Source organism: Micromonospora sp. CV4, assembly GCF_003667455.1.
GTDB lineage: Bacteria > Actinomycetota > Actinomycetes > Mycobacteriales > Micromonosporaceae > Micromonospora.
Genome location: NZ_RCVI01000262.1, coordinates 41,731 through 67,209, shown reverse-complemented (window position 1 = coordinate 67,209; position 25,479 = coordinate 41,731). Strand labels below are relative to the sequence as shown.

General features: G+C 71.2%; 21 protein-coding genes and 1 pseudogene. 7 read left to right on the top strand and 15 right to left on the bottom strand.

The features are described from left to right. Positions 1-312 precede the first annotated feature (312 nt). The 13 genes from EAD98_RS15855 to EAD98_RS15795 form a co-directional block, all read right to left on the bottom strand. On the bottom strand, positions 313-1,302 hold the full coding sequence (locus EAD98_RS15855) for a LacI family DNA-binding transcriptional regulator (protein ID WP_199723425.1): 990 nt from the start codon (positions 1,300-1,302) through the stop codon (positions 313-315). 291 nt (positions 1,303-1,593) lie between these two features. After that, positions 1,594-3,096 carry an L-arabinose isomerase gene (gene araA / locus EAD98_RS15850; RefSeq protein WP_121654829.1) on the bottom strand — a complete coding sequence of 501 codons (1,503 nt, stop codon included), beginning with the start codon at positions 3,094-3,096 and terminating at the stop codon, positions 1,594-1,596. A gap of 26 nt (positions 3,097-3,122) precedes the next feature. Next, positions 3,123-4,112, bottom strand: a complete 990-nt coding sequence (yjfF, locus tag EAD98_RS15845; RefSeq protein WP_121654828.1) for a galactofuranose ABC transporter, permease protein YjfF — start codon at positions 4,110-4,112, stop codon at positions 3,123-3,125. Then, positions 4,109-5,179, bottom strand: a complete 1,071-nt coding sequence (locus EAD98_RS15840) for an ABC transporter permease (protein ID WP_121654827.1) — start codon at positions 5,177-5,179, stop codon at positions 4,109-4,111. The genes yjfF and EAD98_RS15840 overlap by 4 nt, the downstream gene beginning before the upstream one ends. After that, positions 5,176-6,717 carry a sugar ABC transporter ATP-binding protein gene (locus tag EAD98_RS15835; RefSeq protein WP_121654826.1) on the bottom strand — a complete coding sequence of 514 codons (1,542 nt, stop codon included), beginning with the start codon at positions 6,715-6,717 and terminating at the stop codon, positions 5,176-5,178. The genes EAD98_RS15840 and EAD98_RS15835 overlap by 4 nt, the downstream gene beginning before the upstream one ends. Positions 6,718-6,788: 71 nt before the next feature. Next, positions 6,789-7,790 (bottom strand): ABC transporter substrate-binding protein, encoded by a 1,002-nt coding sequence (locus EAD98_RS15830; RefSeq protein ID WP_199723424.1) that lies wholly within the window; start codon positions 7,788-7,790, stop codon positions 6,789-6,791. A gap of 127 nt (positions 7,791-7,917) precedes the next feature. After that, on the bottom strand, positions 7,918-8,610 hold the full coding sequence (locus EAD98_RS15825; protein ID WP_121654824.1) for an L-ribulose-5-phosphate 4-epimerase: 693 nt from the start codon (positions 8,608-8,610) through the stop codon (positions 7,918-7,920). Beyond that, complete coding sequence (gene araB, locus EAD98_RS15820; protein WP_121654837.1) at positions 8,607-10,289, bottom strand: ribulokinase; 1,683 nt, start codon at positions 10,287-10,289, stop codon at positions 8,607-8,609. Before araB ends, EAD98_RS15825 begins: the two co-directional genes overlap by 4 nt. Before the next feature lie 165 nt (positions 10,290-10,454). Further along, on the bottom strand, positions 10,455-11,243 hold the full coding sequence (locus EAD98_RS15815; RefSeq protein WP_121654823.1) for an ABC transporter permease: 789 nt from the start codon (positions 11,241-11,243) through the stop codon (positions 10,455-10,457). Further along, complete coding sequence (locus tag EAD98_RS15810; protein WP_121654822.1) at positions 11,240-12,196, bottom strand: ATP-binding cassette domain-containing protein; 957 nt, start codon at positions 12,194-12,196, stop codon at positions 11,240-11,242. Before EAD98_RS15810 ends, EAD98_RS15815 begins: the two co-directional genes overlap by 4 nt. Before the next feature lie 41 nt (positions 12,197-12,237). Next, positions 12,238-13,080, bottom strand: coding sequence for a DUF4097 family beta strand repeat-containing protein (locus EAD98_RS15805; protein WP_121654821.1), 843 nt, complete (start codon positions 13,078-13,080; stop codon positions 12,238-12,240). Between the two features lie 60 nt (positions 13,081-13,140). Further along, positions 13,141-13,665: a hypothetical protein gene (locus tag EAD98_RS15800; RefSeq protein WP_121654820.1), complete on the bottom strand. Its 525-nt coding sequence runs from the start codon at positions 13,663-13,665 to the stop codon at positions 13,141-13,143. Between the two features lie 101 nt (positions 13,666-13,766). Continuing rightward, positions 13,767-14,978, bottom strand: a complete 1,212-nt coding sequence (locus EAD98_RS15795; protein WP_121654819.1) for an FUSC family protein — start codon at positions 14,976-14,978, stop codon at positions 13,767-13,769. Positions 14,979-15,150: 172 nt separating this feature from the next. Here EAD98_RS15795 and EAD98_RS15790 point away from each other — a divergent pair, with 172 nt between their 5' ends. After that, positions 15,151-17,403 (top strand): hypothetical protein, encoded by a 2,253-nt coding sequence (locus EAD98_RS15790; RefSeq protein ID WP_199723423.1) that lies wholly within the window; start codon positions 15,151-15,153, stop codon positions 17,401-17,403. Between the two features lie 10 nt (positions 17,404-17,413). Here the strand turns inward: EAD98_RS15790 and EAD98_RS15785 are convergent, their stop codons facing one another. Continuing rightward, positions 17,414-18,160, bottom strand: coding sequence for an SDR family oxidoreductase (locus EAD98_RS15785; RefSeq protein ID WP_121654817.1), 747 nt, complete (start codon positions 18,158-18,160; stop codon positions 17,414-17,416). A 167-nt stretch (positions 18,161-18,327) separates the two neighbouring features. Here EAD98_RS15785 and EAD98_RS15780 point away from each other — a divergent pair, with 167 nt between their 5' ends. The 6 genes and pseudogenes from EAD98_RS15780 (at position 18,328) to EAD98_RS15760 (ending at position 23,110) form a co-directional block, all read left to right on the top strand. After that, a complete protein-coding gene (locus EAD98_RS15780; RefSeq protein ID WP_199723422.1) occupies positions 18,328-18,981 on the top strand; it encodes a class I SAM-dependent methyltransferase in 654 nt (217 codons plus the stop codon). 196 nt (positions 18,982-19,177) lie between these two features. Then, positions 19,178-19,655: pseudogene (locus EAD98_RS31575) on the top strand (RNA ligase RtcB family protein); the annotation flags it as partial. A 56-nt stretch (positions 19,656-19,711) separates the two neighbouring features. After that, positions 19,712-20,899 carry an RNA ligase RtcB family protein gene (locus EAD98_RS15775; protein WP_121654816.1) on the top strand — a complete coding sequence of 396 codons (1,188 nt, stop codon included), beginning with the start codon at positions 19,712-19,714 and terminating at the stop codon, positions 20,897-20,899. Continuing rightward, entirely contained in the window at positions 20,896-21,540 is a 645-nt protein-coding gene (gene prfH, locus EAD98_RS15770; protein WP_121654815.1) for a peptide chain release factor H, read from the top strand. The genes EAD98_RS15775 and prfH overlap by 4 nt, the downstream gene beginning before the upstream one ends. Positions 21,541-21,549: 9 nt before the next feature. Then, positions 21,550-22,383: a PIG-L family deacetylase gene (locus EAD98_RS15765; RefSeq protein WP_121654814.1), complete on the top strand. Its 834-nt coding sequence runs from the start codon at positions 21,550-21,552 to the stop codon at positions 22,381-22,383. A 199-nt stretch (positions 22,384-22,582) separates the two neighbouring features. Next, positions 22,583-23,110: a MarR family winged helix-turn-helix transcriptional regulator gene (locus EAD98_RS15760; protein WP_121654813.1), complete on the top strand. Its 528-nt coding sequence runs from the start codon at positions 22,583-22,585 to the stop codon at positions 23,108-23,110. A gap of 16 nt (positions 23,111-23,126) precedes the next feature. Here EAD98_RS15760 and EAD98_RS15755 read toward each other — a convergent pair whose 3' ends face one another. Beyond that, entirely contained in the window at positions 23,127-25,433 is a 2,307-nt protein-coding gene (locus EAD98_RS15755; RefSeq protein ID WP_121654812.1) for an LLM class flavin-dependent oxidoreductase, read from the bottom strand. Positions 25,434-25,479: the final 46 nt, after the last annotated feature.

Below are 25,479 nucleotides of genomic sequence, written 5' to 3'. Positions count from 1 at the left end.
AACGCGGCCCAACCCGAACGCGGCCCAACCCGAACGCGGCCCAACCTAGGTACCTCCCTGCCCCACATCTGGGAAAGCTCTACAGGAGGCAGGTGTGAGGTCGGCCGACCGGCGACCAGGCAGCTACCGGCCGGTCAGCCACCCCCCTGGGGACGTCTGCCCGAAGCCCCGCCGGTGATCGACTCGTCATCACTGATACCGGGGCATCCCCGACGCCCGGACACCCCGACATCAAGGAAAACGGGACGATCAAGCGGCAGGGAGCCGCACTCGACCGGCCTGAATCGGAGGTGGCACGGGGTTGGGCGCCGGTCAGCGGTCGCGCGGCGCGGCGACGCTGTCGCGGGCGACCAGGGTCGGGGCGATGGTCTGCCGCAGCGCCCCGCCGGTGCCCGATTCGACCTGGGCCAGCAGCAGCTGGATACTCGCCCGCGCCACCGCGTCGAAGTCCGGCCGGACGGTGGTCAGCGGCGGAATGAAGTACGCCGCCTCCGGCACGTCGTCGAAGCCAACCACGCTGATCTCGTCCGGCACTCGTCGACCGAACTCGTGCAACGCCCGCAGCACACCGAGCGCGAGATGGTCGTTGGCGGTGAAGATCGCGGTCACCTCGGGCATCCGCGCCAGCAGCTGCCCGGACCGGTAGCCCGAGGCCGCGGACCAGTCCCCCTGCATCAACGGTGGCGGGTCCGCCCCCGCGGCCAGCAGCGCGTCCCGCCAGCCTTCGATCCGCCCGACGCTGTCGAACCAGTCGGACGGCCCGGACACGTGCCAGACCGTGCGGTGCCCGGCGTCCAGCAGGTGCTGGGTCGCCGCCCGGGCACCGGCCACCTGGTCGACCGTCACCAACGGCACCGGGCGGCGGGGGTCACCGTCGACGGTGACCAGCGGGACGTCCTTCGGCAGGCGTTCCAGCGCCTCACCGGCCGATTCCACCGGCGCGATGACGACGATGCCGGCGACCCGGTGCGACAGGTGCCGCTCGACCGCGGCGGAGATGGAACGGTAGTCCAGGTCCCGTACGCTGCCCACACTCACCGCGAAACCCTCCTCCGCGGCGGTCTGCTCCAAGGCGGCCAGCAACGACGCCGGCCCGTACAGGGTCGTGTTCTGTGCCACCACGCCGATCACCTGCGACCGGCCGGTCACCAGCGCACGTGCCGCGCCGTTGGGCCGATAGCCCAGCTCCGCGATCGCCGCCCGCACCCGCAACCGGGTCTGCTCACGGACGTTGGGGTGCCCGTTGAGCACCCGCGACACCGTCTGGTGGGAGACACCGGCCAGACGGGCGACGTCCGTCATCGCCGGACCGTGCACGGCCATGTCACTTCCCCCGTCTGCGGACCCGAAGCCGCGGCCCGCTGACGCCGACCGGAGCGGTCGACCGATCCCTGCGCTCAGCCGTCGCGCCGGTGTCAAACCCCGGTTGACCAGCGCTGGATGGCCGACAGTCTACGCCAACGGACGCCCTGACCAGGCGTGCGGCCGGCCGGGGGCGCCGGCCCGGGCGACGCGGGCGTCTCCTGCCGGGGCAGGGCATTGGGCCGCCCGCGCCGCCTGTCTCGGTCACTGCTTCACCGCCTCGTGATCATGCTAGAAGCCGCGGGCCAGCCGGTAGTAGGCCTGGTTCCAGCGGATCTCGTCAGCGAAGCGGCGGGGCTCGGTGTCGGCGTCGATGACGACCAGTTCGGTACGGCTCATCTCCGCCAGGTCGTGCAACTCCTCCACGCCCACCGCCTGGGACAGCACGGTGTGGTGCGGTGCGCCGGCGGTGATCCACGCCTCCGCCGATCCGGGCAGGTCGGGTCGTGGCCGCCAGACCGCGCGGGCCACCGGCAGCCGGCGCAGCGGCTGGGGCGGCGCGACCACGTCGATCTCGTTGGCCACGAGCCGGAAGCGCTCCCCCATGTCGGCCAGGCCGAGCACCACGGCCGGCCCGGGCGCGGCGTCGAAGACGAGCCGGACCGGATCCTCCCGCCCGCCGATGCTCAACGGATGGATCTCCACGTTCGGCACGTCGGACGCGATGGTCGGGCAGACCTCCAGCATGTGGGCGCCCAGCACCAGTTCCTCGCCGGGGGTCAGGTCGTAGGTGTAGTCCTCCATGAACGACGTCCCGCCGTCCACGCCCACCGACATGGCCTTGAGGGTGTGCACCAGCACGGAGGTCTTCCAGTCGCCCTCACCGCCGAAGCCGTAGCCGTCGGCCATCAGCCGCTGCACGGCGATGCCGGGCAGCTGACGCAGACCACCGAGGTCCTCGAAGTTCGTCGTGAACGCCCGGAACCCGCCCTCGTCCAGGAAGGCGCGCATGCCCAGCTCCAGCCGGGCCGCGTACCGCAGGGAGTCGTGCTGCGCACCCCCGGCGACCAGACCCGGAACGACCCGGTAGGTGTCCTCGTACTCCTTGACGAGGTCGTCCACCTGCGCGTCGGTGACCTCGCCGACCACCTCGACCAGGTCGTTGACGCCGTAGGTGTTGACCGACACCCCGAAACGCAGCTCCGCCTCGACCTTGTCGCCCTCGGTCACGGCGACGTCGCGCATGTTGTCGCCGAAGCGGGCCAGGCGCAGCGATCGCATCGCCGACCAGCCGAGCGCCGCGCGGGCCCACGCCCCGACCCGGGCGGTGACCCGCGGGTCGCTGACGTGCCCGGCGACGGTCTTGCGCGCGACACCGAGACGGGTCTGGATGTACCCGAACTCACGGTCGCCGTGGGCGGCCTGGTTCAGGTTCATGAAGTCCATGTCGATCTCGTCCCACGGCAGCAAGACGTTGGCCTGGGTGTGCAGGTGCAGCAGCGGCGTCTGCAGCGCGTCCAGGCCGGCGATCCACATCTTCGCCGGGGAGAAGGTGTGCATCCACGCGATCACCCCGATCGCGCCCTGTGCGGCCGCGTCACGGCAGACCCGCTGAATGTCACCGCTGTTGGTCAGGACCGGCTTCCAGACCACCCGGGCGGGAATCTGCGGCGAGTCGTCGAGCGCGGCCGCGATCACGCGGGACTGCTCGGCCACCTGCCGGAGAGTCTCCTCGCCGTACATGCCCTGGCTGCCGGTGAGGAACCAGATCTCGGGTGCGGTGTGTGGTGCCATGGAGTTGCCTTCCGCGAGAGGGGCGATCACTTGTAACGGATTCCGATGAGCCGCTGAAGGAGGATGAACGCGAAGAGCAGGCCGCCGATCACGATCTTGGTCCACCAGGAGTTGAGGCTTCCGTCGAAGGTGATGAGGGTCTGGATCACACCCAGGACCAGGACGCCGAGCACCGTGCCGAAGACGTAACCCGAGCCGCCGGTGAGCACGGTCCCACCGATGACGACGGCGGCGATGACGTCCAACTCCATGCCGACGGCGATCAACGGCGCGCCGGAGAGGGTGTAGAAGGACAGCAGGATGCCGCCGATCGCGGAGCACAGGCCGCTGATCGTGTAGACGGCGATCCGGGTACGCCCCAACGGCAGGCCCATCAGCAGCGCCGACTGGGGGTTGCCGCCGATGGCGTACACGTTGCGCCCCAGCCGGGTGTAGGCCAGCGTGTACGCGGCGACGGCGACCACGACGAAGGCGACCAGCACGCTGATCGACACGAAGTTGCCCCGGGGGTCACCGATCCGCTCCTGCGACATCCTGGTCCAGAACCCGTCGGTGATCGGGATGGACGAGCCGGAGATGAACGTGCACATCCCCCGGGCGAAGAACATCCCGGCGAGCGTGACGATGAACGGCTGGATCTCGAAGAAATGGATGGCGCAGCCCATCAGCAGGCCGAGCGTCGGGCCGATGAGCAGGGCGATGACGAGCACGAGCGCCGCCGGCAGCCCCTGCTGGAGCAGCGAGGCCGACACCATCGCCGTCATGGCGACGACGGACCCGACCGACAGGTCGATGCCGCCGGTGAGGATCACGAAGGTCATGCCCACCGCGACGACGAGCAGGAAGCCGTTGTCGATGAAGACGTTGAAGATGACCTGCACGTTGGAGAACGCCTGGTATTGGGACACCCCGATGCCGTACATCACCAGGAGCAGGACGAGCGTCGCCAGGACCGGTATCTGCCGCCTCGGCAGCCGGAACCGGGCACGGCCGGCGGTGAGCGATCCAGTGGTCATGCCGGCACCTGCTCCTTCGGCTTGTCGGCGATCGCGCTCGACGGCGGAACACTCCCCCTGCGGCGGGTGAACCGCGCCCGGAAGGCCGGCGCCTGGATGAGGCAGACCGCGATCACGACGACTGCTTTGAACAGCAGCGAGGTCTGCGGGGAGATGTTCATGGCGTACACCGTGGTGGTCAGGGTCTGGATGATCAGCGCGCCGAGGATGGTGCCGCTGAGGAAGAACCGGCCGCCGGCGAGGGACGTGCCCCCGATGACGACCGCGAGGATGGCGTCGAGTTCCACCCACAGGCCGACGGCGTTGCCGTCGGCGCTGGAGACGTTGGCCGTCATCATGAAACCGGCGACGGCCGCGCAGACGGCGCTGAGCACGTACGCGAGGAAGATGACCCGGCCGGACCGGATGCCGGCGAGCCGGCTTGCCACGGCGTTCCCGCCCACCGACTCCACGATCATGCCGAGCGCGGTGCGGCGGGTGAACGCGGCGACGAGCAGGGCCGCGGCGAGGGCGATGAAGATGGCCAGCGGCAGGGTCAGCAGGTGGCCCAGCCCGATCGCCCGGAACGGCTCGGAGTTGATGGTGATGATCTGGCCCTGGGTGATCAGCTGGGCGAGACCCCGGCCGGCCACCATCAGGATCAGGGTGGCGATGATCGGTTGGATGCCGATCACGGCGACCAGCACCCCGTTCCAGGCGCCGAGCACGAGCGCGACCCCCAACGCCATCGCGAGGGCGGTCAACACCACGGCAAGGCTGTTCTGATCGGGCTGCTTGCTGATGTACATGCAGGCGATCGCCCCGCTGATGGCGCAGACCGACCCGACCGACAGGTCGATGCCGCCGGTGGAGATGACCAGGGTCATGCCCAGCGCGACGAGGATCAGGGGCGCGCTGAGCCGCAGGATGTCGATCGGCGTGCCGTACAGGTGCCCGTCCTTGAGCTCGATCGACAGGAACCCGGGCCGGTAGATCGTGTTCGCGACGAGCATGACGACCAGCACGGCGGCGGGCCAGAACAGCCGGTGACCGGTCATCGTCCGGTAGCGGCTCATGGTGTCGTTCATCGGTCTGCCTCCTCCCGGTGGGATCCACTGGCGATCGTCTGCATGACGCGGTCGGCGTCGAGGCCGTCGTCGTTGGCGAGCTGGGCGACCATCTGCCGGTCCCGCATCACGGCCACCTTGTGGCTGAGACGCAGCACCTCCTCCAGCTCGGCGGAGATGAACAGGACCGCCATGCCGCCGTCGGACAACTGCGTCACGAGCTTCTGGATCTCGGTCTTCGCGCCGATGTCGATGCCCCGGGTCGGTTCGTCGAGGATCAGCAGCCGTGGCTCGGTGATCAGCCAACGGGCCAGGAGCACCTTCTGCTGGTTTCCGCCGGAGAGGTTGCGGACCGGCACCTCCGGGTCGGACGGCCGGATGTTCAGCGCCTTGATGTACTTGTCGACCAGCTCGTCCTGCCGGCGACGTGGGATGGGCCGCAGCCAGCCGCGGGCGGCCTGCATGGCGAGGATCATGTTCTCGCGGACCGACAGGTCGGCGACGATGCCCTCCGCGCGGCGGTTCTCCGAACAGAAGCCGACGCCGTGGCCGATGGCCTGGGCGGGCGTACGCAGGCTGCTCGGCGTGCCGTCGACCGCGACCTGACCGCCGTCCGTCCGGTCGGCGCCGAACAACAACCGCGCCACCTCGGTACGCCCCGAGCCCAGCAGGCCGGCCAGGCCCACCACCTCGCCGGCGTGGATGGTGAGGCTGAACGGCTCGACCGAGCCCGCCCGGCCGAAGTCCGACACCGCCACCAGGGGGGTGCCCTCCTCCAGTACGGCCAGGTTCCGTCGGGAGTGCTCCTCGATGCCCTCGAGGACGTCGAGCTCCTTGCCGATCATCTTCTCGACGAGGCTGAGCTGGGGCAGCTCGGCGGTCGCGTACTCGCCGACGAGCCCGCCGTTGCGCAGCACGGTGATGCGATCGGCGATCTCGTAGACCTGGTCGAGGAAGTGGGTCACGAACAGGATCGCGATGCCCTCGTCGCGCAGTTGTCGCATGATGCGGAACAGCTGCGCGACCTCGACGGCGTCGAGGCTGGACGTCGGCTCGTCCAGGATCAGCACCCGGGCCTGGATGTCGATCGCGCGGGCGATGGCGACCATCTGCTGGATCGCCAGGGAGTACGAGCCGAGCGGCGCGCTGACGTCGAGGTCGAGGTCGAGGCGGGCCAACAGCGTACGGGCGCGGCGGCGGACCTCACCCCAGCGGACGGCGCCGAGGCGCCGGGGCTCGCGTCCGATGAAGATGTTCTCCGCGACCGAGAGGTTGGTGCAGAGGTTCACCTCCTGAAAGACGGTGCTCACCCCGGCGGCCGTCGCCTGCATCGGCCCGGTGAAGGACACCGGCTGGCCATCGAGGGTGATCGCGCCCTCGTCGGTGTCGTAGACGCCGGTCAGCACCTTGATGAGGGTCGACTTGCCGGCGCCGTTCTCGCCCATCAGGGCGTGCACCTCGCCGGGGAAGAGCCGGAAGTTGACATCGTGGAGTGCACGCACCCCGGGGAAGGATTTGCTGATCCCGGTCATCGTCACGACCGGACGGTTGTCCGTCATCCGATCAGGCCTGTTCTAGAGGTGGTGGGCACAGGGGCCGCCGCGCGAGCGCGGCGACCCCCGGGCGTCGATCAGTACTTGCGGTTGGGCAGAGCCTCCTTGGCCTGCTCCTGGGTGAAGGTGGTCTCCTCGGTCTCGATCCGAGCAGGCACCTCCTCGCCGGCGTGCACCTTCTTGGCCAGGTCCATCAGCTGCGGGCCGAGCAGCGGGCTGCACTCCGCGATGAAGTTGAACTTCCCGTCGGCGAGAGCCTGCATTCCGTCCTTGACGGCGTCGACCGTGATGATGGTGATGTCCTTGCCGGGCACCTTGCCGGCGGCAGTGATCGCCTCGAGCGCGCCCAGGCCCATGTCGTCGTTGTGCGCGAACAGCACGTCGATCTTCGGGTTGGCCTTGAGGAACTGCTCCATGACCTGCTTGCCGCCCGCCCGGGTGAAGTCACCCGGCTGAGAGGCGATGATCTTCAGGTTCGGGTTGGCGGCGATCGCCTCGCCGAAGCCCTTCTTGCGGTCGTTCGCGGGCGCCGCACCGGTGTTGCCCTGCAACTCCACGATGTTCACCGGCCCGGACGCGGTCTTCTTCTGCTCGATCAGCCACTCACCGGCGAGCCGGCCCTCCTTGACGAAGTCCGAGCCGAGGAAGGTCTTGTAGAGGGACTTGTCGGCCGAGTCGACCGAGCGGTCGGTCAGGATCACCGGGATGCCGGCGTCCTTGGCCTCCTTGAGCACGGTGTCCCACCCGGACTCCACCACCGGCGAGAAGGCGATCACGTCGACCTTCTGCTGGATGTAGTTGCGGATGGCCTTGATCTGGTTCTCCTGCTTCTGCTGCGCGTCGTCGAACTTCAGCTCGATGCCCGCGGCGGCGGCGGCCTCCTTGATCGAGGTCGTGTTCGCGGTACGCCAACCGCTCTCCGCGCCGACCTGCGAGAAGCCCAGCGTGATCTTGCCGTCGTCCGTGGACCCACCGCCGGTGTCGCTGTTGCCGCAGGCCGCCATGCTGCCGACGAGCAGCACGCTGGCGAGGACCGCGGCGGCGCGCCACGGAGCGGAGTTCGGTCGCATCTTCCTCATCGGTTCTCCTTGGCTCGGGGGTGCAGGGTGCCGCGACGACCGCCGACGTGGGGGCGGGCGGCGTACGCGGGTGGTGCGTGCGGTGCCATCGGTGATGCGGCCCGGCGGGCCGCGCCGGGGTCGCCGGTCAGGAACTCGCCGGTGCGGTCGGTTGTTGGCCGTAGGCGTTCTGGTAGCGGTGGTAGAGCGCGTCGATGTCCGCCTGCGCGATCGGCACCGGCTGCCCGAGTGCGCGCGTGAGGTGCGCGGTGCGGGCGACGTCCTCGCACATGACCGCCGCCTTGACCGCGGCGCGGGCGTCGCGGCCGATGGTGAAGACGCCGTGGTTACGCATGAGCACCGCGGGTGAGCGGTGCCCGGCGAGCGTGGTGACGATGCCCTTGCCGATGTCGTCCCCGCCGATCAGCGCGAACGGGCCCAACGGGATCTCCCCGCCGAACTCGTCGGCCTGTGCGGTGAGGTGGCAGGGAATCGCCTCGCCGCGGGCGGCCCAGGCGGTGGCGTACGAGCTGTGCGTGTGCACCACCCCGCCGACCTCCGGCATGGCGCGGTAGACGTAGGCGTGTGCGGCGGTGTCGCTGGACGGGGCGAGGTCCCCCTCGACGAGGACGCCATCGAGGTCGCAGACGACCATGGTGTCGGCCGTGAGGTCGTCGTAGCCGATGCCGCTCGGCTTGATGACCATGAGGTCCCGGCCGGGAACCCGCGCCGAGATGTTGCCGGACGTCCAGGCCACCAGGCGGTAGCGGGTCAGTTCGGCGTGCAGGCGGGCGACCGTCTCGCGCAGCTCGCTGATCTGTCGGGTCACGTCGGCGCTCATGCGACCACCTCCAGGGTGCTCTCGTGCGGGGCTGCGCCGGCCTCGACCGCGGCGTTGCGGATCGCCCGCAGGCGCAGCATGACGTCGTTGCCGCCGCGACCGAAGTGGTCGTGCAGCGTCCGGTACTCGGCGTAGAGGGCGTCGTACGCGCGCGCCCGGCCCGGGTCCGGTCGGTAGACGGCCTCGTGCACCCGACCCATCGCCTGCGACGCCTCGTGGACCGACGGGTACTCGCCGGCGGCGACGGCGGCGTGGATGGCCGATCCGAGCGCCGGCCCCTGCGCGGAGCCGATGATGTTCAGCGGCCGGTTGGTCACGTCGGCGTAGATCTGCATCAGCAGCTCGTTGGAGGTGAGACCGCCGGCGATCACCAGGTCGTTCACCGCCACCCCGGACTCGACGAACGCCTCGATGATCATCCGCGTGCCGTACGCCGTGGACTCCAGCAGCGCCCGGTAGACGTCCTGCGGCCGGGTGGCCAGGGTCATCCCGACGATCATTCCGCTGAGGTCGTGGTTGACCAGCAGGGACCGGTTGCCGTTCCACCAGTCCAGCGCGACCAGGCCGTGCGCGCCGACCGGCTGGCTGGCGGCCAGCTCGGTGAGGCGTTCGTGCGAGGCGACCCCGGCCGGGGCGGCGTGTTCGACGAACCATCCGAAGATGTCGCCGACTCCGCTCTGCCCGGCCTCGTAGCCCCACGCGCCGGCGCTGATGCCGCCGTCGACGACGCCGCACATCCCGGCCACCTCGGCGAGGTGCGGGCTGTTGACCACATGACAGGTGGAGGTACCCATGATCGCCACGAGTCGACCGGGCTCGACGGCCTGCGCGGAGGCCGCGGTGACGTGCGCGTCGACGTTGCCGGCGGCCACCGCGATCCCCTCCGGCAGGCCGGTCCATGCCGCGGCGCGGGCGGTGAGCGCGCCGGCCCGGGCGCCGAGCGGCAGCAGCGGACCGTCCAGCTTGGCGACGAAGTCGCCGAAGTCCGGGTTGAGCGCGGTCAGGAAGCTCTGCGACGGGTGCCGGCCATCCTGCAGGATGCCCTTGTAGCCGGCCGTGCAGACGCTGCGGGTTTCAGCACCGCTGAGCTGCCAGACGATCCAGTCCGCGGCTTCGATGAAACGCTCGGCGCGGTGGTAGACCTCGGGGTCCTCCTCCAGGATCTGGAGGCCCTTGGCGAACTGCCACTCGGCGGAGATCTTGCCGCCGTACCGGCCGATCCACGGCTCCGCCCGATCGTGAGCCAGGGCGTTGATCCGGTCGGCGTGCGGCTGGGCGGCGTGGTGCTTCCACAGCTTGACCCAGGAGTGCGGACGGTCGCGCAGGTCCGGCGCCTCGCAGAGCGGCGTGCCGTCGGCGAACGTCGGCAGCACCGTGCAGGCGGTGAAGTCGATGCCGATGCCGACGATCGCGGCGGGATCCACTCCCGCGGCGGACACGGCCGCCGGAACGGCGTACCGCAGCACGTCGCGGTAGTCCTCCGGGTTCTGCAGGGCCCAGTCCGGCGGAAGCGGCCGACCTCCGGGAAGAGCGGCGCTGATGACTCCGTCGCCGTACTCGTGCACCGCGGTCCCCAGCTCGGCGCCGTCACCGACCCGGACCACCAGGGCTCGCCCGGACAGCGTGCCGAAGTCGACACCGACGACGTAGCGTTCGCCAGCTCCGTCCACAGGAATCATGTCCACCTCCACCATCGACGGGCCCAGTGTTAACGCTCACATCCACCCTCGTCAAGACACCTACCGGCAACAGCTCCGTAACGTCGACTGAGGTGGAACGCCGAAGGCCCGGCCTGGCGGCCGGGCCTTCGGGTTGTCGCGGTCGTCGACCGCGGGGCGCTGCGATCAGCGGGCGGGGTTGCGGTTGTACAGGGCCCTGGCCCAGAAGAAGCAGAGCACGGTGATGACGGCGCACCAGACGACCGCGAGGACCGCGTTGCTCCCGATGCCGGTGCCGAGCAACAGGCCCCGCAGGGTCTCCATGACGGGGGTGAAGGGCTGGTAGTCGGCGAACCACCGCACCGCGGTCGGCATCGAGTCGGTGGGGACGAACCCGCTGCCGAGGAACGGCAGCAGCACCAGCGGCATGGGCAGGTTGCTCGCCGTCTCGACACTCTCGCTGACCAGGCCGAGAGCGACGGACAGCCAGGTGAGCGCAAGAGTGATCATGGCGAGGACGCCGATCGCGGCGAGCCACTCGACCGGATTCGCGGTCGGCCGGAAGCCGACCAGCAGTGCCACACCGGTCACGACCGCGAGACTGAGCAGCGTCTGGAGCAGGCTGCCCAGCACGTGGCCGGTGAGGACAGACGGCCGGAAGATCGCCATGGTGCGGAACCGGGCGATGATGCCCTCGGTCATGTCCATGGCGACCGAGATGGCGGTGCCCTGCGCCCCGCTGGCCACGGTGATGAGCAGGATCCCGGGGGTGACGTAGTTGGCGTACTGGGCCCGGTCGCCGGTCGGCCCGAGGCCGGCGCCGAGCGTGCCACCGAACACGTAGACGAAGAGCAGCAGGAGGATGACCGGCATGCCGATGAGCAGGAGGGTCATCGACGGATAGCGCCGCATGTGCAGGAGGTTGCGCCGCAGCATCGTGCTCGAGTCGCGGGCAGCGAGGGTGAGAGTGCTCATCGCGCCATGGCCCTTTCGTTGTCGGGTCGGCCGGTCAGGGTGAGGAAGACGTCGTCCAGGTCGGGACCGTGCACGGTGAGACCGGCCACGTTCACCGCGGCGCGGTCGAGCTGGTCGAGCAGGGCTCGCAGCGATCCGACCCCGCCGTCGCTCGCGACCTGGAGGGTCAGCGCCGCGTCGTCCCGGGTGGCCGCCGGGAGCAGGCCGCTCGCCGCGTCGAGCCCCGCCGGCTCGGCGAACTGCAACACCACGTGACCACCGGGGATGAGCCGCTTCAGCTCGTGCGGGCTGCCCTCGGCGATCAGGCGGCCGTGGTCGAGGAAGGCGATCCGGCTGGCGAGTTGATCGGCCTCCTCCAGGTACTGGGTGGTCAGCAGGATGGTGACGCCGTCGGCGACGAGGTCACGGATGATCTGCCACATGGCGCGGCGGCTGCGCGGGTCGAGGCCGGTCGTCGGCTCGTCGAGGAAGATGACGCGTGGATCGCCGACCAGGGTCATCGCGAGATCGAGCCGCCGGCGCATCCCGCCGGAGTACGTCGCCGCCGGCTTGTCCGCCGCCTCCGTCAGGTCGAACTGCTCCAGCAGCTCGACGACGCGTCGGCGGCCCGCCACGCTGCCGAGGTGGCGCAGGTCGGCCATCAGGCTCAGGTTCTCCCGACCGGTGAGCAGGTTGTCGACGGCGGAGAACTGGCCGGTGACGCCGATCAGTCCGCGTACCGCGTCGGGATCGCGGGTCAGGTCGTGACCGCCGACGCGGGCGTCGCCGCCGTCGGCACTGATCAGGGTGGACAGGATCTGGACGATGGTGGTCTTGCCGGCGCCGTTGGGGCCGAGCAACGCGAAGATCGTTCCTTCGGCGATCTCCAGGTCGATGCCGTTGAGCACGACCTTGTCGCCGTAGGACTTGCGCAGGCCGGTCGCGACTATCGCGGGTCGGGAAGGGCTGGACATGGTCTCCTCGATTCGTGGACGGGGGTGTCGACGCGCGGCCGTCAGGCGCGGCGGATCATGATGTCGCCGTAGGAGGTGCTGGCCCGGACCTCGACCGTGTCGTCGGTCTGCGCCGGGCTGTCGGTCGCGTCGAGCGCGTTGTGCACCCGACCGTGGCGGGAGCTGACGTCGAGCCAGGCGGCGGTCCCCCGGCGGACGCCGACCTCGATGGCCCCGTAGGAGGTCTCCAGCTCGATCGACCCCCGCACGACCTCGCCCAGCCGGACGTTGCCGTAGGCCGTGCGTGCCGCCACCGAGGCCATCGGCTCGTCGACGGTGATGTCGCCGTACGCGGTGTTGACCCGGACGTCGCCGTTGCTCTGGCCGATCCAGCAGTCGCCGGAGGAGTTCTTGATCTCGGCGGTGCCGTCGACCGCGCCGATGCGTACCTTGCCGGAGGACGCCTTCACCCGGGCTGATCCGGTCACGTGCTCCACGGCGACCTCGCCGTGGCTGGTGTCGATGTCCAGCGGACCGGTCCGGTCGAGCCGGATCGCGCCACCGGTCTTGAGGTGGCACTCGCCGAGCCGCCCCTCGCAGCGGAACGCCGCCCAGGACGCCCTGGCGTTCACCCGCGACCCACTCGGCACCTCGATCAGGAGGTCCACCGAGGGGCCGGCGCCGGGACCGAAGCGGCGCCAACTCTTCGGCGCTCTGATCACCAGTTGGCCGGAGGCGTACTCGACGGTGGTCTGCTCGGCGGCGCTCGCGTCGGCCTTGCTCGACGGGTCACGCGGCCGCACCTGGACGACCGTGTCGGTGCGGTCGGTAGCGGCGATCCACGCGTCCCCGACGGGCAGCTCGATCTGGACGGAGATGGGCTCTGGCGTATCGAAAACAGGCATGGTGGTCTCCCGGAATGTGGGCAGCGGGCGAGGGACGGGAAGAAGCAGGGGGTACGGGGGTCAGCGCGCCCAGCCGGTGAAGTGCTGGCCGGAGCGCGGCTCCACCCGACGTGTCGGGCGACGGTCCGGGTCGCCGGCCCCGATGGCGCCGGCGACGGCGCGCACGAGCCAGGCGTTGACCGACAGCCCGGCCCGGCCGGCGGCGTCCTCGACGCTGGCCTTCAGGTGGTCGGGGAGTCGGAGGTTGATCCTCGACGTGCCGCCGTCGTCGCCGCCGGGTGCGAGCACCGGCGCCGGCAGCACCGACGGGCCGGCGTCCTCGCCCGCCCCACCGGCCGGTGGGCTCGCCGGCGTCACCACGAAGTCGGGCTCACGCCCGCGCAGCCGGACGTGCACCGACCCGGGGGCGAGTTCCCGGGTGATCTCGTCGGCCGCGTCGGACAGCGCTTCGAGCAGCGTGAGTCGGGTCGCCGCCTCCAGTTGGGTGGAGAGCCGCTCGGCCAGCGCCCGGCCCTCCGCGTCGACGCCCTCCGCGGCGACGGCGAACTCGTTACGCAGGTTCTCGACGTACGGCTTCAGATCCATGACGCCATCATGGCACCACTTTGGCTCACAGTGCAATACCGCTGGCTCACCTTGATGCCATCACTGGAAAATCGGGTGCCATCCGAATGGACCGTCCCTGCTCACCCACCGGACCGGGCGGGCGGCCTCAGCTCACCGAAGGCGCGTCGGACCACCCGGTTCGCCACCTCCTGGGTCAGCCCGGTGGCCACCAACAGGTCGCTGACGGTCGTGCGGACCTGCGCGACGACGACCGCGCCCGAGAAGCCCACCCCCTCCCGGTAGGCGTCGCCGGCCGCGCAGACCGCGCGTAGCGCCTGCTCCCGCGCCCGCCTGGGTTCGTCGCCGGCGGCGAACTGCCGCTTCATCAGCCGTACCGCCTCGGCAAGGTCGGTGACCGCCCTCGGCATCGGCTCCGGTATCGGCTCGCCGTCCTCGATCAGGCTCACCGACCGGCGGATCAACGTCCCGCTGTTGCGCATCGCGCGGTCGATCGGCTCCGCCGCCTGCGCGTACCGGCCCACCGGTCCGCGCCGTTGGTGCCAGTGCACCGGCGACAGCGTGCTGGCCTCCCGCGCGCCCTGGGTCGCCTCGATGAGCGCCTTCAGCTCGTCCTTGTTCTGCCGCAGCTCGCCCATGGCGGTACGTGCCGGAGCGGCATCGTGGCGGGCCAACGCGCCGGCCGTGGCATCGAGCTGGGTACTCAGGAGATCCAGCGCCGGCCGTGCGGCCCGGTTGAGCACCCGTAGCGGGTTCAGCGGCAGCAGCACGGCGGTGACCAGGAGCGCCACCGCTCCCCCGACGAGGGCGTCCACGAAGCGGGGGATCTCCAGGTCACGCACGGACGGGCTGAGCGTGGCGATGAGCACCGCTGTCGCCCCGGCCTGGATGACCACCGCCGCGCTCCCGGCGAGAAACAATGCGACGACGATCGCCAGCACGACGATCAGGGCCAGTTGCCACCAGCCGGTGCCAATCACCACGAGCACCAGGTCACCGATCAGCACCCCGACCGTGACGCCCAGGACCAGCTCCACGGTGCGGCGCAGGCGTTGGCCGACCGACGCGGCGAGGGTCGACACCGCCGAGATCGGCGCGAACACCGGCTGCGAGATGTGCAGCACCTCCTGCACCACGAACCAGGACAGCGCCGCGGCCAGGCCCGCCTGCACGGCGAGCCCGCTGAGGGCGCGTGCCCGAAGCAGCCGGTCCCGCAGAGCGGCCACCGTACGGCCGCCGAGCCGGGCGGCGGTCGCCGCCAGGCCGGAATGGTCGGTGGCGTCGGCACGGGGCGGGGTGCTCCCGTCACCCCCGTGCCGATCGGCGTCGACCATGGGGGCACCTACCCCGCCATGACCGGATCAATCCTGGCCGCCGTCGCGGCAGCGCCCGGGGGCGGTCAGCCACGGTTGGAGCCCTCGCGGTGGGGTAGACGCCGGTCTGTCACGGGGATGGCCGCCCTGCGCGGGATCGCGTGGCCAGGGCTGCCGGGCGGGTCGGGGGGCGATGTCGGATGGATCAGCGGGGTTGAGCCGGCCGGAGATGACCGGCGGCGTCGTGGAGCTGCGGGTGCACGGGGTGTCCGGCGCGAGTGCCGCCCACGTGTTGGACCTGCGGCAGACAGCGCAGGTGGCCGGCGACCGCAACGGGGGCTTCTACCGGCCCCGCCCGCTCTGCGAGGACACCGGCGGCGTGCGAGGAGTCACGCTGGAGGCGTACCGCTGGGGTGACCTGCCCTCCGGGACCGTGGCCCGCACGCTGGCGCTGGTGTTCCTGCTGCCCTTCATGCTGGCCAACCTGGCCATCTGGATGCGGCCGGCCGACCCTGGCTCCGCGCCGCTGGTCAAGTCCCTGTGCCGGGTGCTGGCGCTCACGGTGACCGCGCTCTACGTGCTCGCGATCGCCGGTGTCGCCCTGGACCTGATCGCCTGGAAGTGCCCGACCTCGCCCCGCTGCCTGGCCGGGCGCAGCTGGCTGTCCTGGTTGGGAGGGCAACCGGTCGGGCTTCGGCTGGCGCTGCTCGCGGTGCTCCCGGTCACCGCCATCGGCCTGATCTGGCGGATCAGCAACCGCCCGGGAAGGACGTTCGACGCCTTTCACGCACCCGAGAAGGCGGTCTCCGATCGTCCGCTCGGCACGGTCGGTCAGTGGGACGCCGAACCGCTGGTGGGTCGGCTGCGCTCCATCCACGTGGCGACGGCGTTCGCCACCCTCGACCTCGTTCTGCTCCTCGCCCGAACCGGAGCCGGCGCCTCGGTCGTCACGGTCGCGCTGGTCATCGTCACCGGGGCGGTCCTGGTCGCCTGCGTGGCGCTGCTCTGCACGCCCTCGATCATCGACCGGGGCGCCGCCGACCGGCGGCTCGACGGGGTCACCCGCGCGCTGCGGACGATCGCCATCATTCTGACCGTCGTGGTCGTGACCCACGTGCTGGCCAGCCCCGCTCGGTGGCACGAACAGGGCACGTTACCGGGCTACGACGCGACCCTGACCTGGCTCTTCGTCACCCAGACGACGCTGCTGGCCATCCTGGGAGTGGTGCTGCTCTGGCGCCGGGACCGGCGGGCGGGCGTCACCCCGCTGTTCGGGCTGGGCGCGCTGGTGATCATGGCCGTCGCGGTCAGCCTGGGGGTGGCGTACTCCGCCGAGCTGGTGCACCGGACGGCGGACTTTCTGGATCGCGACCTGCCGACCGGGGAGGGCATCGCGAACATCTCACCCCCGGCGTACACCTGGGCGATCTACGGATTCGTCCGCGCGGTGCTGATCACGCTGATCGTCGCGCTCCTGATCATCCTGTTCTCCCGTCGCGGCCGGTACCGCGCCGCCGCGGCGATCGTCGCGCTCGACTACCCCGACCCACCCCCGGAGACCGAACCTCGGCTACGGCAGGTGCGGCAGGCGATAGCCCGGGCCCGGTTCACCGAGAAACTGGTGCCGCTGGCCGTGGTCTACAGCTGCCTCGCCGGACTCGGCACGGCCACCACCGCCTTCGGCCTGCTGGAGCTGTTCCCGAGCGACCTCATCAATCGGAACACCCGGGTGCCGGCCGACGTGGTCACTTTCGGCATCGCGTTCGGCAGCTGGGTCATCGCGGCGATCATCCTCAGTCTGATCATCGCCGGGGTCTTCGCCTACCGGAGCATCCCGTTCCGGCGCCACGTCGGCGTCCTCTGGGACCTCGGCACCTTCTGGCCCCGGGCCGCCCACCCGTTCGCGCCACCCTGCTACGCCGAACGGGCCGTGCCGGAACTGGCCCGACGGATCACGTACCTGGTCACACAGGGCAACGCGGTGCTGCTCACCGGGCACAGCCACGGCTCGGTCCTGCTCGCCGCGACGGTGCTTCAGCTGCCACCGGAGGTCGGCAGCCGGGTCGCCCTGCTCACCCACGGGTCGCCGCTGCGCCGGCTCTACGGTCGGATCTTCCCCGCCTACGTCGACGACGCGGCGCTGCGCGAGATCGGAGGCCGGATCGGCTGGCGGTGGGTGAACCTGTGGCGCGACACCGACGGCCTCGGCGGCTGGATCTTCTCCGCCCACCGGCCCGGGGAACGCGCCACCGTCGACGGCCCACCGGCCTCCGTGGACCGCCGACTGAGAGATCCCAGCGATGTGGTGACGCCGCCCGGCGACAGCGTCCCCCCACCGATCCAGGGGCACGGCCCGGACGAGTCCGACGAGTCGTTCGCCGCCGCGGCGCGTGAGCTGGTGCAGCGCCTCGTCGGGCCGGCGGATCCGCCCGGCACCGCGACGTAGTGGAGTCCCGCTAGGCCGCCCGCGCGCGCCAGTCGTCCAGGCGCGTGTCGGCGACGCGGGCGCCGTCGACGGGGACGAGGGAGCGCTCGCCAAGCGTGGCGCCGAAGTACCGGGCGGCGGGGTCGGTCACCACCGAACGGGAGTCGGACCGCGACGCGAGAAGGGATCGGCCCAGCTCGTCGAGGCGGAACTGCTCCGGCCCGGCGATCTCGACCGTGCCGTTCATCGGTGCGCCGACCGCGACCTCGGCCACCGCGGACGCGACGTCCTCGGCCGCCATCGGCTGGATGAGCACGGGTGCGAGGCGTACGGTGTCGCCGTCCGTGGCGGCGTCGATGATGCCCTGGACGAACTCGAAGAACTGCGTGGCGTGCACCAGCGAGTAGGGCAGCCCGGAAGCGGCGATGAGCTTCTCCTGGGCGACCTTGGCCCGCATGTAGCCGCTGTCCGGGAGCCGGTCCGAGCCCACGATGGAGAGGGCCACGTAGTGCCCCACCCCGGCTTTCCCCGCGGCGGCGAGGAGCGTCCGGGTGGACGTCTGGAAGAAATCCAGCACGGCGGCGTCCTCGAACGAGGGGGAGTTCGACACGTCGACGAGGACGTCGGCGCCGTCGAGCACCTCATCCACCCCTTCGCCGGTCAGCGTGTTCACGCCGGTCTTCGGGGACGCCGGGACGGCCTCATGACCCTGCGCGCCGAGTTTGCCCACGAGCTTGGAGCCGATGAGACCGCTGCCGCCGATAACGACGATCTTCATGAAACAGCCTTCCTGCTGTCCGCTGACGGATCACCCCCGGTTCGGACGGGGCCACGACGACACCAGGCTACGTACCTGCGGATACCCCGCGTGGAGACATCACGGCTCATGATTGCGTGCGTGATGCAGGATGGGAGACCGCGATCGCATCGCATCTGGAGGTCCACGTGGCTGCGGTATCCCACCCGGTGTTCGCCCGGGTCTACGAGCGGCTCAGCGTGGCGATGGACCGCGCCGGCACCGCGGCGTACCGGCGGAGCCTGGTCGCCGGGCTGTCCGGCCGGGTGATCGAGATCGGCGCGGGCAACGGCCGCATGTTCCCCCACTACCCACCCGCGGTCACCGAGGTCCTCGCGGTCGAGCCGGAACGACGTCTGCGTGCCGCGGCCGTCCGGGCCGCGCAGAGCGCGCCGGTACCCGTGACGGTCGTCGACGGCCTGGCCGAGGCACTACCGGCCGGCGACGGCGAGTTCGACGCCGCCGTGGTCGCGTTGGTGTTGTGCACCGTTCCCGATCAGGCGGTCGCGCTCGCCGAGATCGACCGGGTGCTGCGCCCCGGCGGTCAACTGCGGTTCTTCGAGCACGTCGCCGTCGAGGGCTCCGGCGGGCTGCGCCGGGCCCAACGGCTGCTCGACGCGACGCTGTGGCCGAAGCTGTTCGCCGGCTGCCACACCGGCCGCGACACCACCGCCGCCATCAGTGCGGCCGGGTTCGTCATCGAGGAGCTGCACCGGTTCCGGTTCCCGGCCAACAGCAACAGCCCGTCCTCGCCCTGCGTCGTCGGACGCGCCACCAGGCCGGCGCCGACCAGCTCGCACTGAGGGCCGGCACCGGCCGCCCGCGTACCGACGCGGCCGCCGCCCGCGCGACGAAAGTCGGTTGCCGCGCGCGGCGGGCTCGGAAAGAGTGGCGTCCATGACGTACTGACGGACAACACCTCCTGCCCCGGCCACCGGTGACACCACCCCGGTGCCGTGCTGCCGTCCGTCCGTACGTTTCCTCAGAGGTGAGCGTCTCTTGTCTGCGCACCACTCCCGTCGGGAGTCTCTGCCCCCGTCCACTCTGGCGACCGTTCCGGTGTTCGCCTCCCCCGTCAACCGGATCGAGGCCGCTGTCCGCACGCGGCAGCTGGCCACGCTCGACGGCATGATCCACGGTGCCGCGATGCCGGACCTGCGACCGGAACGGACAGCACCCGTTCGCGCCGCCACGACGTCGACCGTGCCGTACCCGTTTCCGGTGGGGTGCGGCAGGGCGGTGTTCCCCATCCGGCTCAAGCGCGTCGTACCCGAGCGCCTGGCCGTGCGGTTCCCCGACCTCGACCGTGCGCTGGAACGGGCGGGAGGGCGACGACCCGGCCTGGGCCCTCGCGCGGGGCGCCATTCCGGCCGGCCTCGGGACGGACGGCCGGGGCAACCACTTCGTCGAACGTACGCGCGTCGACACCGCTTCCGACCCCAGTCACGCGGCATGTCCCGGGCTCGGCGCCGGTGACGCCGCCCGCTGCCGTGCCGCCGTCCTTCCCCGCGTTTCCGCGAGAAGTGAGCATCCTTGTCTGAGCACCACTCCCCTCGGGAGTCCCTGCCCCCGTCCACCCCGGCGACCGTCTCGGTGTTCGCCTCCCCCACGAGCTGGATCGAGTCCGATGCCCTCGACCAGTGCCAGCAGGTGGCGGCCCTCGACGGCATGATCCACGTTGCCGCCATGCCGGACCTGCACCCCGGCAAGGGCGCACCCATCGGCGCTGCCATGGCATCGACCGTGTTGTACCCGTTCCTGGTGGGCTCCGACATCGGGTGCGGCATCGCCGTGTTCCCCATCCGGTTCAAGCGCGTCGTACCCGAGCGGCTCGCCACGCGGTTCCCCGACCTCGACCGTGCGCTGGACCCCGACCGGGACGCCGACGACCCGGCCTGGGCCGTCGTACGGGGTGACATCCCGGCCGGCCACTCGGAGGGCCTCGGCACGGTCGGCCGGGGCAACCACTTCGTCGAACTCGCCCGCGTCGACACCGTCTTCGACCCCGGTCACGCGACCCGTCTCGGGCTCTCCGCCGGTGACCTCGTGCTCATCGTGCACACCGGCTCGCGTGGCCTGGGCGAACGGATCCTGCGGGCGCACACCGAGGTCCACGGGGCCGGCCCGGCCCCCGATCCGGCCGCCTACCTGGTCGAGCATGACGACGCGGTGCGCTGGGGATCGCTCAACCGGCGGTTGCTCGCCGCCCGGGTCGCGTACGCCCTGGGGACCGAGCCCACCGAGCCGATCGTCGACCAGTGCCACAACCTCGTCGAGGTCCGTGACGGGGTCTACCTGCACCGCAAGGGGGCGGCTCCCGGCGACGGCCGGGACGTGCTCATCGCCGGCACGCGGGGCACCTCGTCCTACCTCGTGGCCGCCCACGCCGGGCCGGACGCCAACCACTCCGTGGCGCACGGCGCGGGCCGCAAGATGTCCCGCGCCGACGCCCTGCGCCGGGGCCGGGCCAAGCACAAAGTCGACGAGCTGCGCCGCACTCCGGTGGGATCGCTGGTCGTGTGCGGCGATCGGCAACTGCTCTTCGAGGAGGCGCCCACGGCGTACAAGCGCATCGAGCAGGTGATCGCCGACCTCGTCGACCACCACCTGGCCACGCCGGTGGCCACCACCACTCCCCTGGTCACGTACAAGACGGCCGATCTGGGGTCCACGCAGCGGCCGGACCGCCGGGACCAGCGCCGCAAGCGAGGTCGGGTGTGAGCGTCGAGCTGTTGTTGTCGGCCGGGCGTGGCCCCCGGGAATGCGCCTGGGCGCTGGCCCACCTGCTGCGCCGCCTGGAGGGCGAGGCCATCCGGCGGGGTCTGACGGTTCAGCGGGTCCGGGCCGTACCCGGGGACCGGCCAGGCACCTACCGCTCGGTCCTGATCCAGATCTCCGGCGCCGCCGCCGAGGCGTTCGCCGCCTCGTGGACCGGGACCCTGTGCTGGCAGGCGCCCAGCCCCTACCGGACGAGCGCCGGCCGAAAGAACTGGTACGTCATCGCCCAGCCACCCCGGCCCGACACCGCGCCCACGCCGTTCGCGGAGTCGGATGTCGACATCGTCGGCTGCCGTACCGGCGGCCCTGGCGGCCAGCACCGGAACAAGGCCAGCACTGCGGTACGGGCGACGCACCGCCCCTCGGGCATCGTGGTGGTGGTGGACGAGGAGCGGCAGTTCAGCCTCAACCGCAGCCTCGCCCTGCGGCTGCTGCGCGAGCGCATCGAGCGCGGCGACGAGGCGGCCCGGCGCGCCGTCACCACCGCCCGTTGGCGCGTCCACGACGAGCTGGTACGCGGCAACCCCACCCGCGTCGAACGCCCGGAGCCGGCGGGGCACGACGCGCCACGGCGACCCTCGTAGGGTGGTGGCATGGCTGAGCGATCTCTGACCTTGATGGCGGTGCACGCGCACCCCGACGACGAGGCGACGAGCACCGGTGGTGTCCTTGCCCGCTACGCGGCGGAGGGGATCACGACGGTGCTCGTGACCTGCACCGACGGGCGGTGTGGCGACGGCCCCGGCGGGGTCAAGCCCGGCGACCCGGCACACGACCCGGCTGCGGTCGTGGCGCTGCGCCAGGCCGAGTTGGAGGCCAGCTGCGCGGCGTTGAAGGTCACCCACCTGGAGACGCTCGGCTACGCCGATTCCGGGATGATGGGCTGGGCGACGAACGACCTGCCCGGGGCGTTCTGGACCACGCCCGTCGACGAGGCCGCGGACCGGCTGGCGGAGCTGATCCGCCAGTACCGGCCGGACGTGGTCGTCACCTACGACGAGAACGGCTTCTACGGCCACCCGGACCACATCCAGGCCCACCGCATCACCATGGCCGCTGTCGAGAAGACGGACATCCCCGCGAAGGTGTACTGGACCACGGTGCCTCGTACGGCTTTCGCGGAGTTCGGCCGGGTCATGCGGGAGCTCGGCGTCGAGTGGGAAGAGCCGGACGCGTCGTCGGGCGAACCGGAGCCGCAGCTCGGCCTGCCCGACGACGAGATCACCACCTGGGTGGACACGAGCACCTACGGCGAGCAGAAGTTCGACGCGTTGGCCGCGCATGCCAGCCAGACCGAGAACATCTTCTTCCTGCAACTGGGCAGGGAGCGGTTCACCGAGCTGATGGGCATGGAGACCTACGTCCGGGTCCGCGACACCACCGGCGCGCCGTTGCCCGAGGACGACCTCTTCGCCGGCCTTCGCTGAGGCGTCGCCCGGACGCGGCGCGACCCGCCGGGGACCTTTCACCGCCGTGCAGACCGCGGCGTACGTCGCGGTGGCCGAGGCCCTGGCCATCCGGTCGACCCGCGGTGATGCGGCGGGCCGGTAGGGCGACACGTGTGGCCAGCAAACGGTTGTTCGGCAACACATCTGGCGATCAACACACCGCTGCTAGAGTGGGCACATGTCCGACATCGACCCGTGCGATCTGCCCGCCGACCGCCAGCGCGGCTCGAACTTCGGGTGGTCGCTCGGCATGGTGCTGCGCCGCTGGCACGAGTACGTCGAGGAGGCACTGAAGGACCTGCCCCACCGCAGCCGTGGCTACCACATCCTGGCCGTGGTCGTTCATGAAGACGTGCCGACACAGGCTGCCCTGGCGTCCCGGCTCGTGATCGACCGCAGTGTCCTGACGTACGTGATCGACGACCTGGAGAACGCCGGCCTGATCGAGCGACAGCTGGACCCGCGCGACCGGCGTGCCCGGCGGATCGTGGCCACCGAGCGCGGGCGGCAGGCGCTCGCCGACGCCGAGAAGCGGGTCGCGCACGCCGAGGACCACGTGCTGGCCGGGCTGCCCGAGGAGCAACGTGCCACCTTCCGCGACTTCGCCAACCGCGCCGCCGAGGCGATCCACGCCGCCGCACCCGGCACGGACCCCTGTGCCGCGGTGACCAGCGTCATCGGCCCGACGGAGCAGGTGCCGGGCTGACCCGGCCCGAGCGATCTCAAGCGGCATCGTCGAACTCCTCTCCGGTCTGGCGGGCGGGCGCCGGTGGAATCGGGAAGTTGCGGTTGAAGACGTTGTCCGGGTCGTACGTGGCCTTGACGGCGCGCAGCCGGCCGAGGGTGGGCTCGGGAAAGGCGTCCAGGAGCCGCTCCGGGCTGGTGTCGGACTCGAAGCTGAGATACATGCCGTCGAGGTGCCCGTACAGGTCGGCCCAGAGCCGGTCGAGTCGGGGCCTGCGCTCCGGGACGGTGGCGGCGAGCACGGAGAAGTTCTGCTCCCGGTGGGGGTAGGCGGTGGCCTCGCGGGCGATGTCGTTGACCGCACCCCCGACAGAACGGACCTGCATGACCATCACTTCGCCGGAGCGGATCATCGTCGCCATGGCCTCCGCGGCCTGCGGTGTGAGGTGGTGCAGCAGCCCGCTGCGCGTGTCCGAGAGTCCCTGGCCCCGGTGCTGGTTGCCGGGCGGTGCGACGAGCGCCGGGTACGGCGCGAGCTGGGCCTGCTGATCGAGGACCGGCCCGATCTCCAGGAACGGGCTCAGGGCGGACTGCGCGGCCTCGATGTCGTCTCCGGCGTAGACCAGGGTGACCTGGGCCATCGGCGGGTTGCCACGCCGTCCGGGGAACAGGGACAGGAAGCTGGTCAACTCGCGCGGCGCGTCCTCGACGAGCCGGCCCCAACGACCGAGCAGGCCGGCGGCGTCGCTCGCGTCGATGACGAGCTGGCCGAAGACGACGTTGTCGACCTCGTACGCCTCCAGTTCGAGGGCCGTGACGACGCCGAAGTTGCCGCCGGCGCCGCGGATCGCCCAGAACAGGTCGGGATGATGGTGTGCGTCCACCCGGAGCAGGCTGCCGTCCGCGGTGACGATCTCGGCGGCGACGATGTGATCGATGGTCAGGCCGTACTTGCGCACCAGGTATCCGACACCGGCAGTGGTGGCGAGACCACCCACGCCCACGTCGCCGTAGTCGCCCGAGCTCATCGCCAGCCCGTACGGGGCGAGCGCCCGGGCGACGTGTCCCCAGCGGGCTCCCGGCTCCAGGCGGATCCGGCGGGTGGCCCGGTCGAGCACCTCGACCTTGTCCATCGTGGACATGTCGATGACGATCCCGCCGTCGTTCGTCGACCGGCCGCTGATGCCGTGCCCACCGCTGCGTACGGAGAGCGGAAGCTGCTGCGTGCGCGCGTAGGCCACGGCGTCGATCACCTCGGCGGCGTCCCGGGGTCGGATCACCAGGGCCGGTGAGCCCTGCCAGCTGTAGCTGTGGCGCACCCGCTCGTACTCCGGGTCGCCGGGCTCGACGGACCTGGCGACCAGCGACGCGGGCAGTGCGTCGTAGTCGACGCCGGGCTGGCGCCGCGCCAGGGCGACGCTCGACCGGACCCGGCTGGTCGAACTCCCGCCTCCCGTGCGCTCCCTGGCCACGGCCTCCCGCAGCGCGGGGGCGATCTCCTGCCCGAACGCCTGGATGATGCGTGGGTCGTCGCGGCCGATCAGGAAGGTGCTGAACCCCTCTTCGAGGACCAGCGGGAGGAGCTGCTCGACCCACTGCTGGGCGGGTCCCTGCAGGAAGCCCCGGCTGCGCGACGAGACGTCGACCGTGAACACGTTGAGCAGCCGGCGGATCTGTCGCGGGTCGCGTCCGGCCGCCACCGCCGCCTCGTCGATGAGCCGGTTGGCGGTGGCCCGGTCCGGCGACCGGAGGTACTCCTGCGTCGGCAGCCACCCGTCGGCCTTCTGGCCGGTCAACTCCAGCATCCGGGGCTGGTAGGCGCCGAGCCAGATGTTGATGTCGTGCTCCGGTGCCGGGCCGCGCTGCATGCCCGGAATCGGGTAGTACTTTCCCTCGTGCCGCAGCGGCCCGGCGGCGCCGTCGTCCCAGACGCCGCGCAGGACGTCGATCGCCTCGCGCAGCGCCGCGACGCCCTGCCCCGCGGTCAACCGACGTGCGCCCATTCCCTCGACCCCGTCCCAGAAGGCACCGGCGCCGAGGCCGAGCTCGAACCGGCCGTGCGAGAGCCGGTCCAGGCTCGCCGCGGCCCGGGCCAGGACGGCCGGTGGGCGCAGCGGCAGGTTCAGAACGTTCGCGGAGACCCGTAGCCGCTCGGTACGGGCGGCGACCCAGCTCAGCAGAGTCCAGGTGTCGAGGAATTCGGCGTTGTAGGGATGGTCCTGGAAGGTGGCGAGGTCCAGCCCGGCCGCCTCGGTCAGCTCAGCCAACGCCACGACCCGGTCCGGGTCGTGCACGGTCGGCGTGAGGAACGTCCCGAACAGAAGATCGTGTCCGTAATCGGGCATTGCCGTACCACCAATCTGACTCACTCGTCGGTAACCTGTTGATCCA

What these genes read in the sequence shown, in the direction of transcription:
- EAD98_RS15835 (WP_121654826.1), bottom strand. Translation starts at nt 6,717, where the DNA reads ATGACGGACAACCGTCCGGTCGTGACGATGACCGGGATCAGCAAATCC.
- araA (WP_121654829.1), bottom strand. Translation starts at nt 3,096, where the DNA reads ATGGCACCACACACCGCACCCGAGATCTGGTTCCTCACCGGCAGCCAG.
- EAD98_RS15790 (WP_199723423.1), top strand. Translation starts at nt 15,151, where the DNA reads ATGTCGGATGGATCAGCGGGGTTGAGCCGGCCGGAGATGACCGGCGGC.
- EAD98_RS15830 (WP_199723424.1), bottom strand. Translation starts at nt 7,790, where the DNA reads ATGAGGAAGATGCGACCGAACTCCGCTCCGTGGCGCGCCGCCGCGGTC.
- EAD98_RS15805 (WP_121654821.1), bottom strand. Translation starts at nt 13,080, where the DNA reads ATGCCTGTTTTCGATACGCCAGAGCCCATCTCCGTCCAGATCGAGCTG.
- EAD98_RS15755 (WP_121654812.1), bottom strand. Translation starts at nt 25,433, where the DNA reads ATGCCCGATTACGGACACGATCTTCTGTTCGGGACGTTCCTCACGCCG.
- EAD98_RS15855 (WP_199723425.1), bottom strand. Translation starts at nt 1,302, where the DNA reads ATGACGGACGTCGCCCGTCTGGCCGGTGTCTCCCACCAGACGGTGTCG.
- EAD98_RS15785 (WP_121654817.1), bottom strand. Translation starts at nt 18,160, where the DNA reads ATGAAGATCGTCGTTATCGGCGGCAGCGGTCTCATCGGCTCCAAGCTC.
- EAD98_RS15765 (WP_121654814.1), top strand. Translation starts at nt 21,550, where the DNA reads ATGGCTGAGCGATCTCTGACCTTGATGGCGGTGCACGCGCACCCCGAC.
- yjfF (WP_121654828.1), bottom strand. Translation starts at nt 4,112, where the DNA reads ATGACCACTGGATCGCTCACCGCCGGCCGTGCCCGGTTCCGGCTGCCG.
- EAD98_RS15840 (WP_121654827.1), bottom strand. Translation starts at nt 5,179, where the DNA reads ATGAACGACACCATGAGCCGCTACCGGACGATGACCGGTCACCGGCTG.
- EAD98_RS15815 (WP_121654823.1), bottom strand. Translation starts at nt 11,243, where the DNA reads ATGAGCACTCTCACCCTCGCTGCCCGCGACTCGAGCACGATGCTGCGG.
- EAD98_RS15760 (WP_121654813.1), top strand. Translation starts at nt 22,583, where the DNA reads ATGTCCGACATCGACCCGTGCGATCTGCCCGCCGACCGCCAGCGCGGC.
- EAD98_RS15810 (WP_121654822.1), bottom strand. Translation starts at nt 12,196, where the DNA reads ATGTCCAGCCCTTCCCGACCCGCGATAGTCGCGACCGGCCTGCGCAAG.
- EAD98_RS15795 (WP_121654819.1), bottom strand. Translation starts at nt 14,978, where the DNA reads ATGGTCGACGCCGATCGGCACGGGGGTGACGGGAGCACCCCGCCCCGT.
- araB (WP_121654837.1), bottom strand. Translation starts at nt 10,289, where the DNA reads ATGATTCCTGTGGACGGAGCTGGCGAACGCTACGTCGTCGGTGTCGAC.
- EAD98_RS15825 (WP_121654824.1), bottom strand. Translation starts at nt 8,610, where the DNA reads ATGAGCGCCGACGTGACCCGACAGATCAGCGAGCTGCGCGAGACGGTC.
- EAD98_RS15800 (WP_121654820.1), bottom strand. Translation starts at nt 13,665, where the DNA reads ATGGATCTGAAGCCGTACGTCGAGAACCTGCGTAACGAGTTCGCCGTC.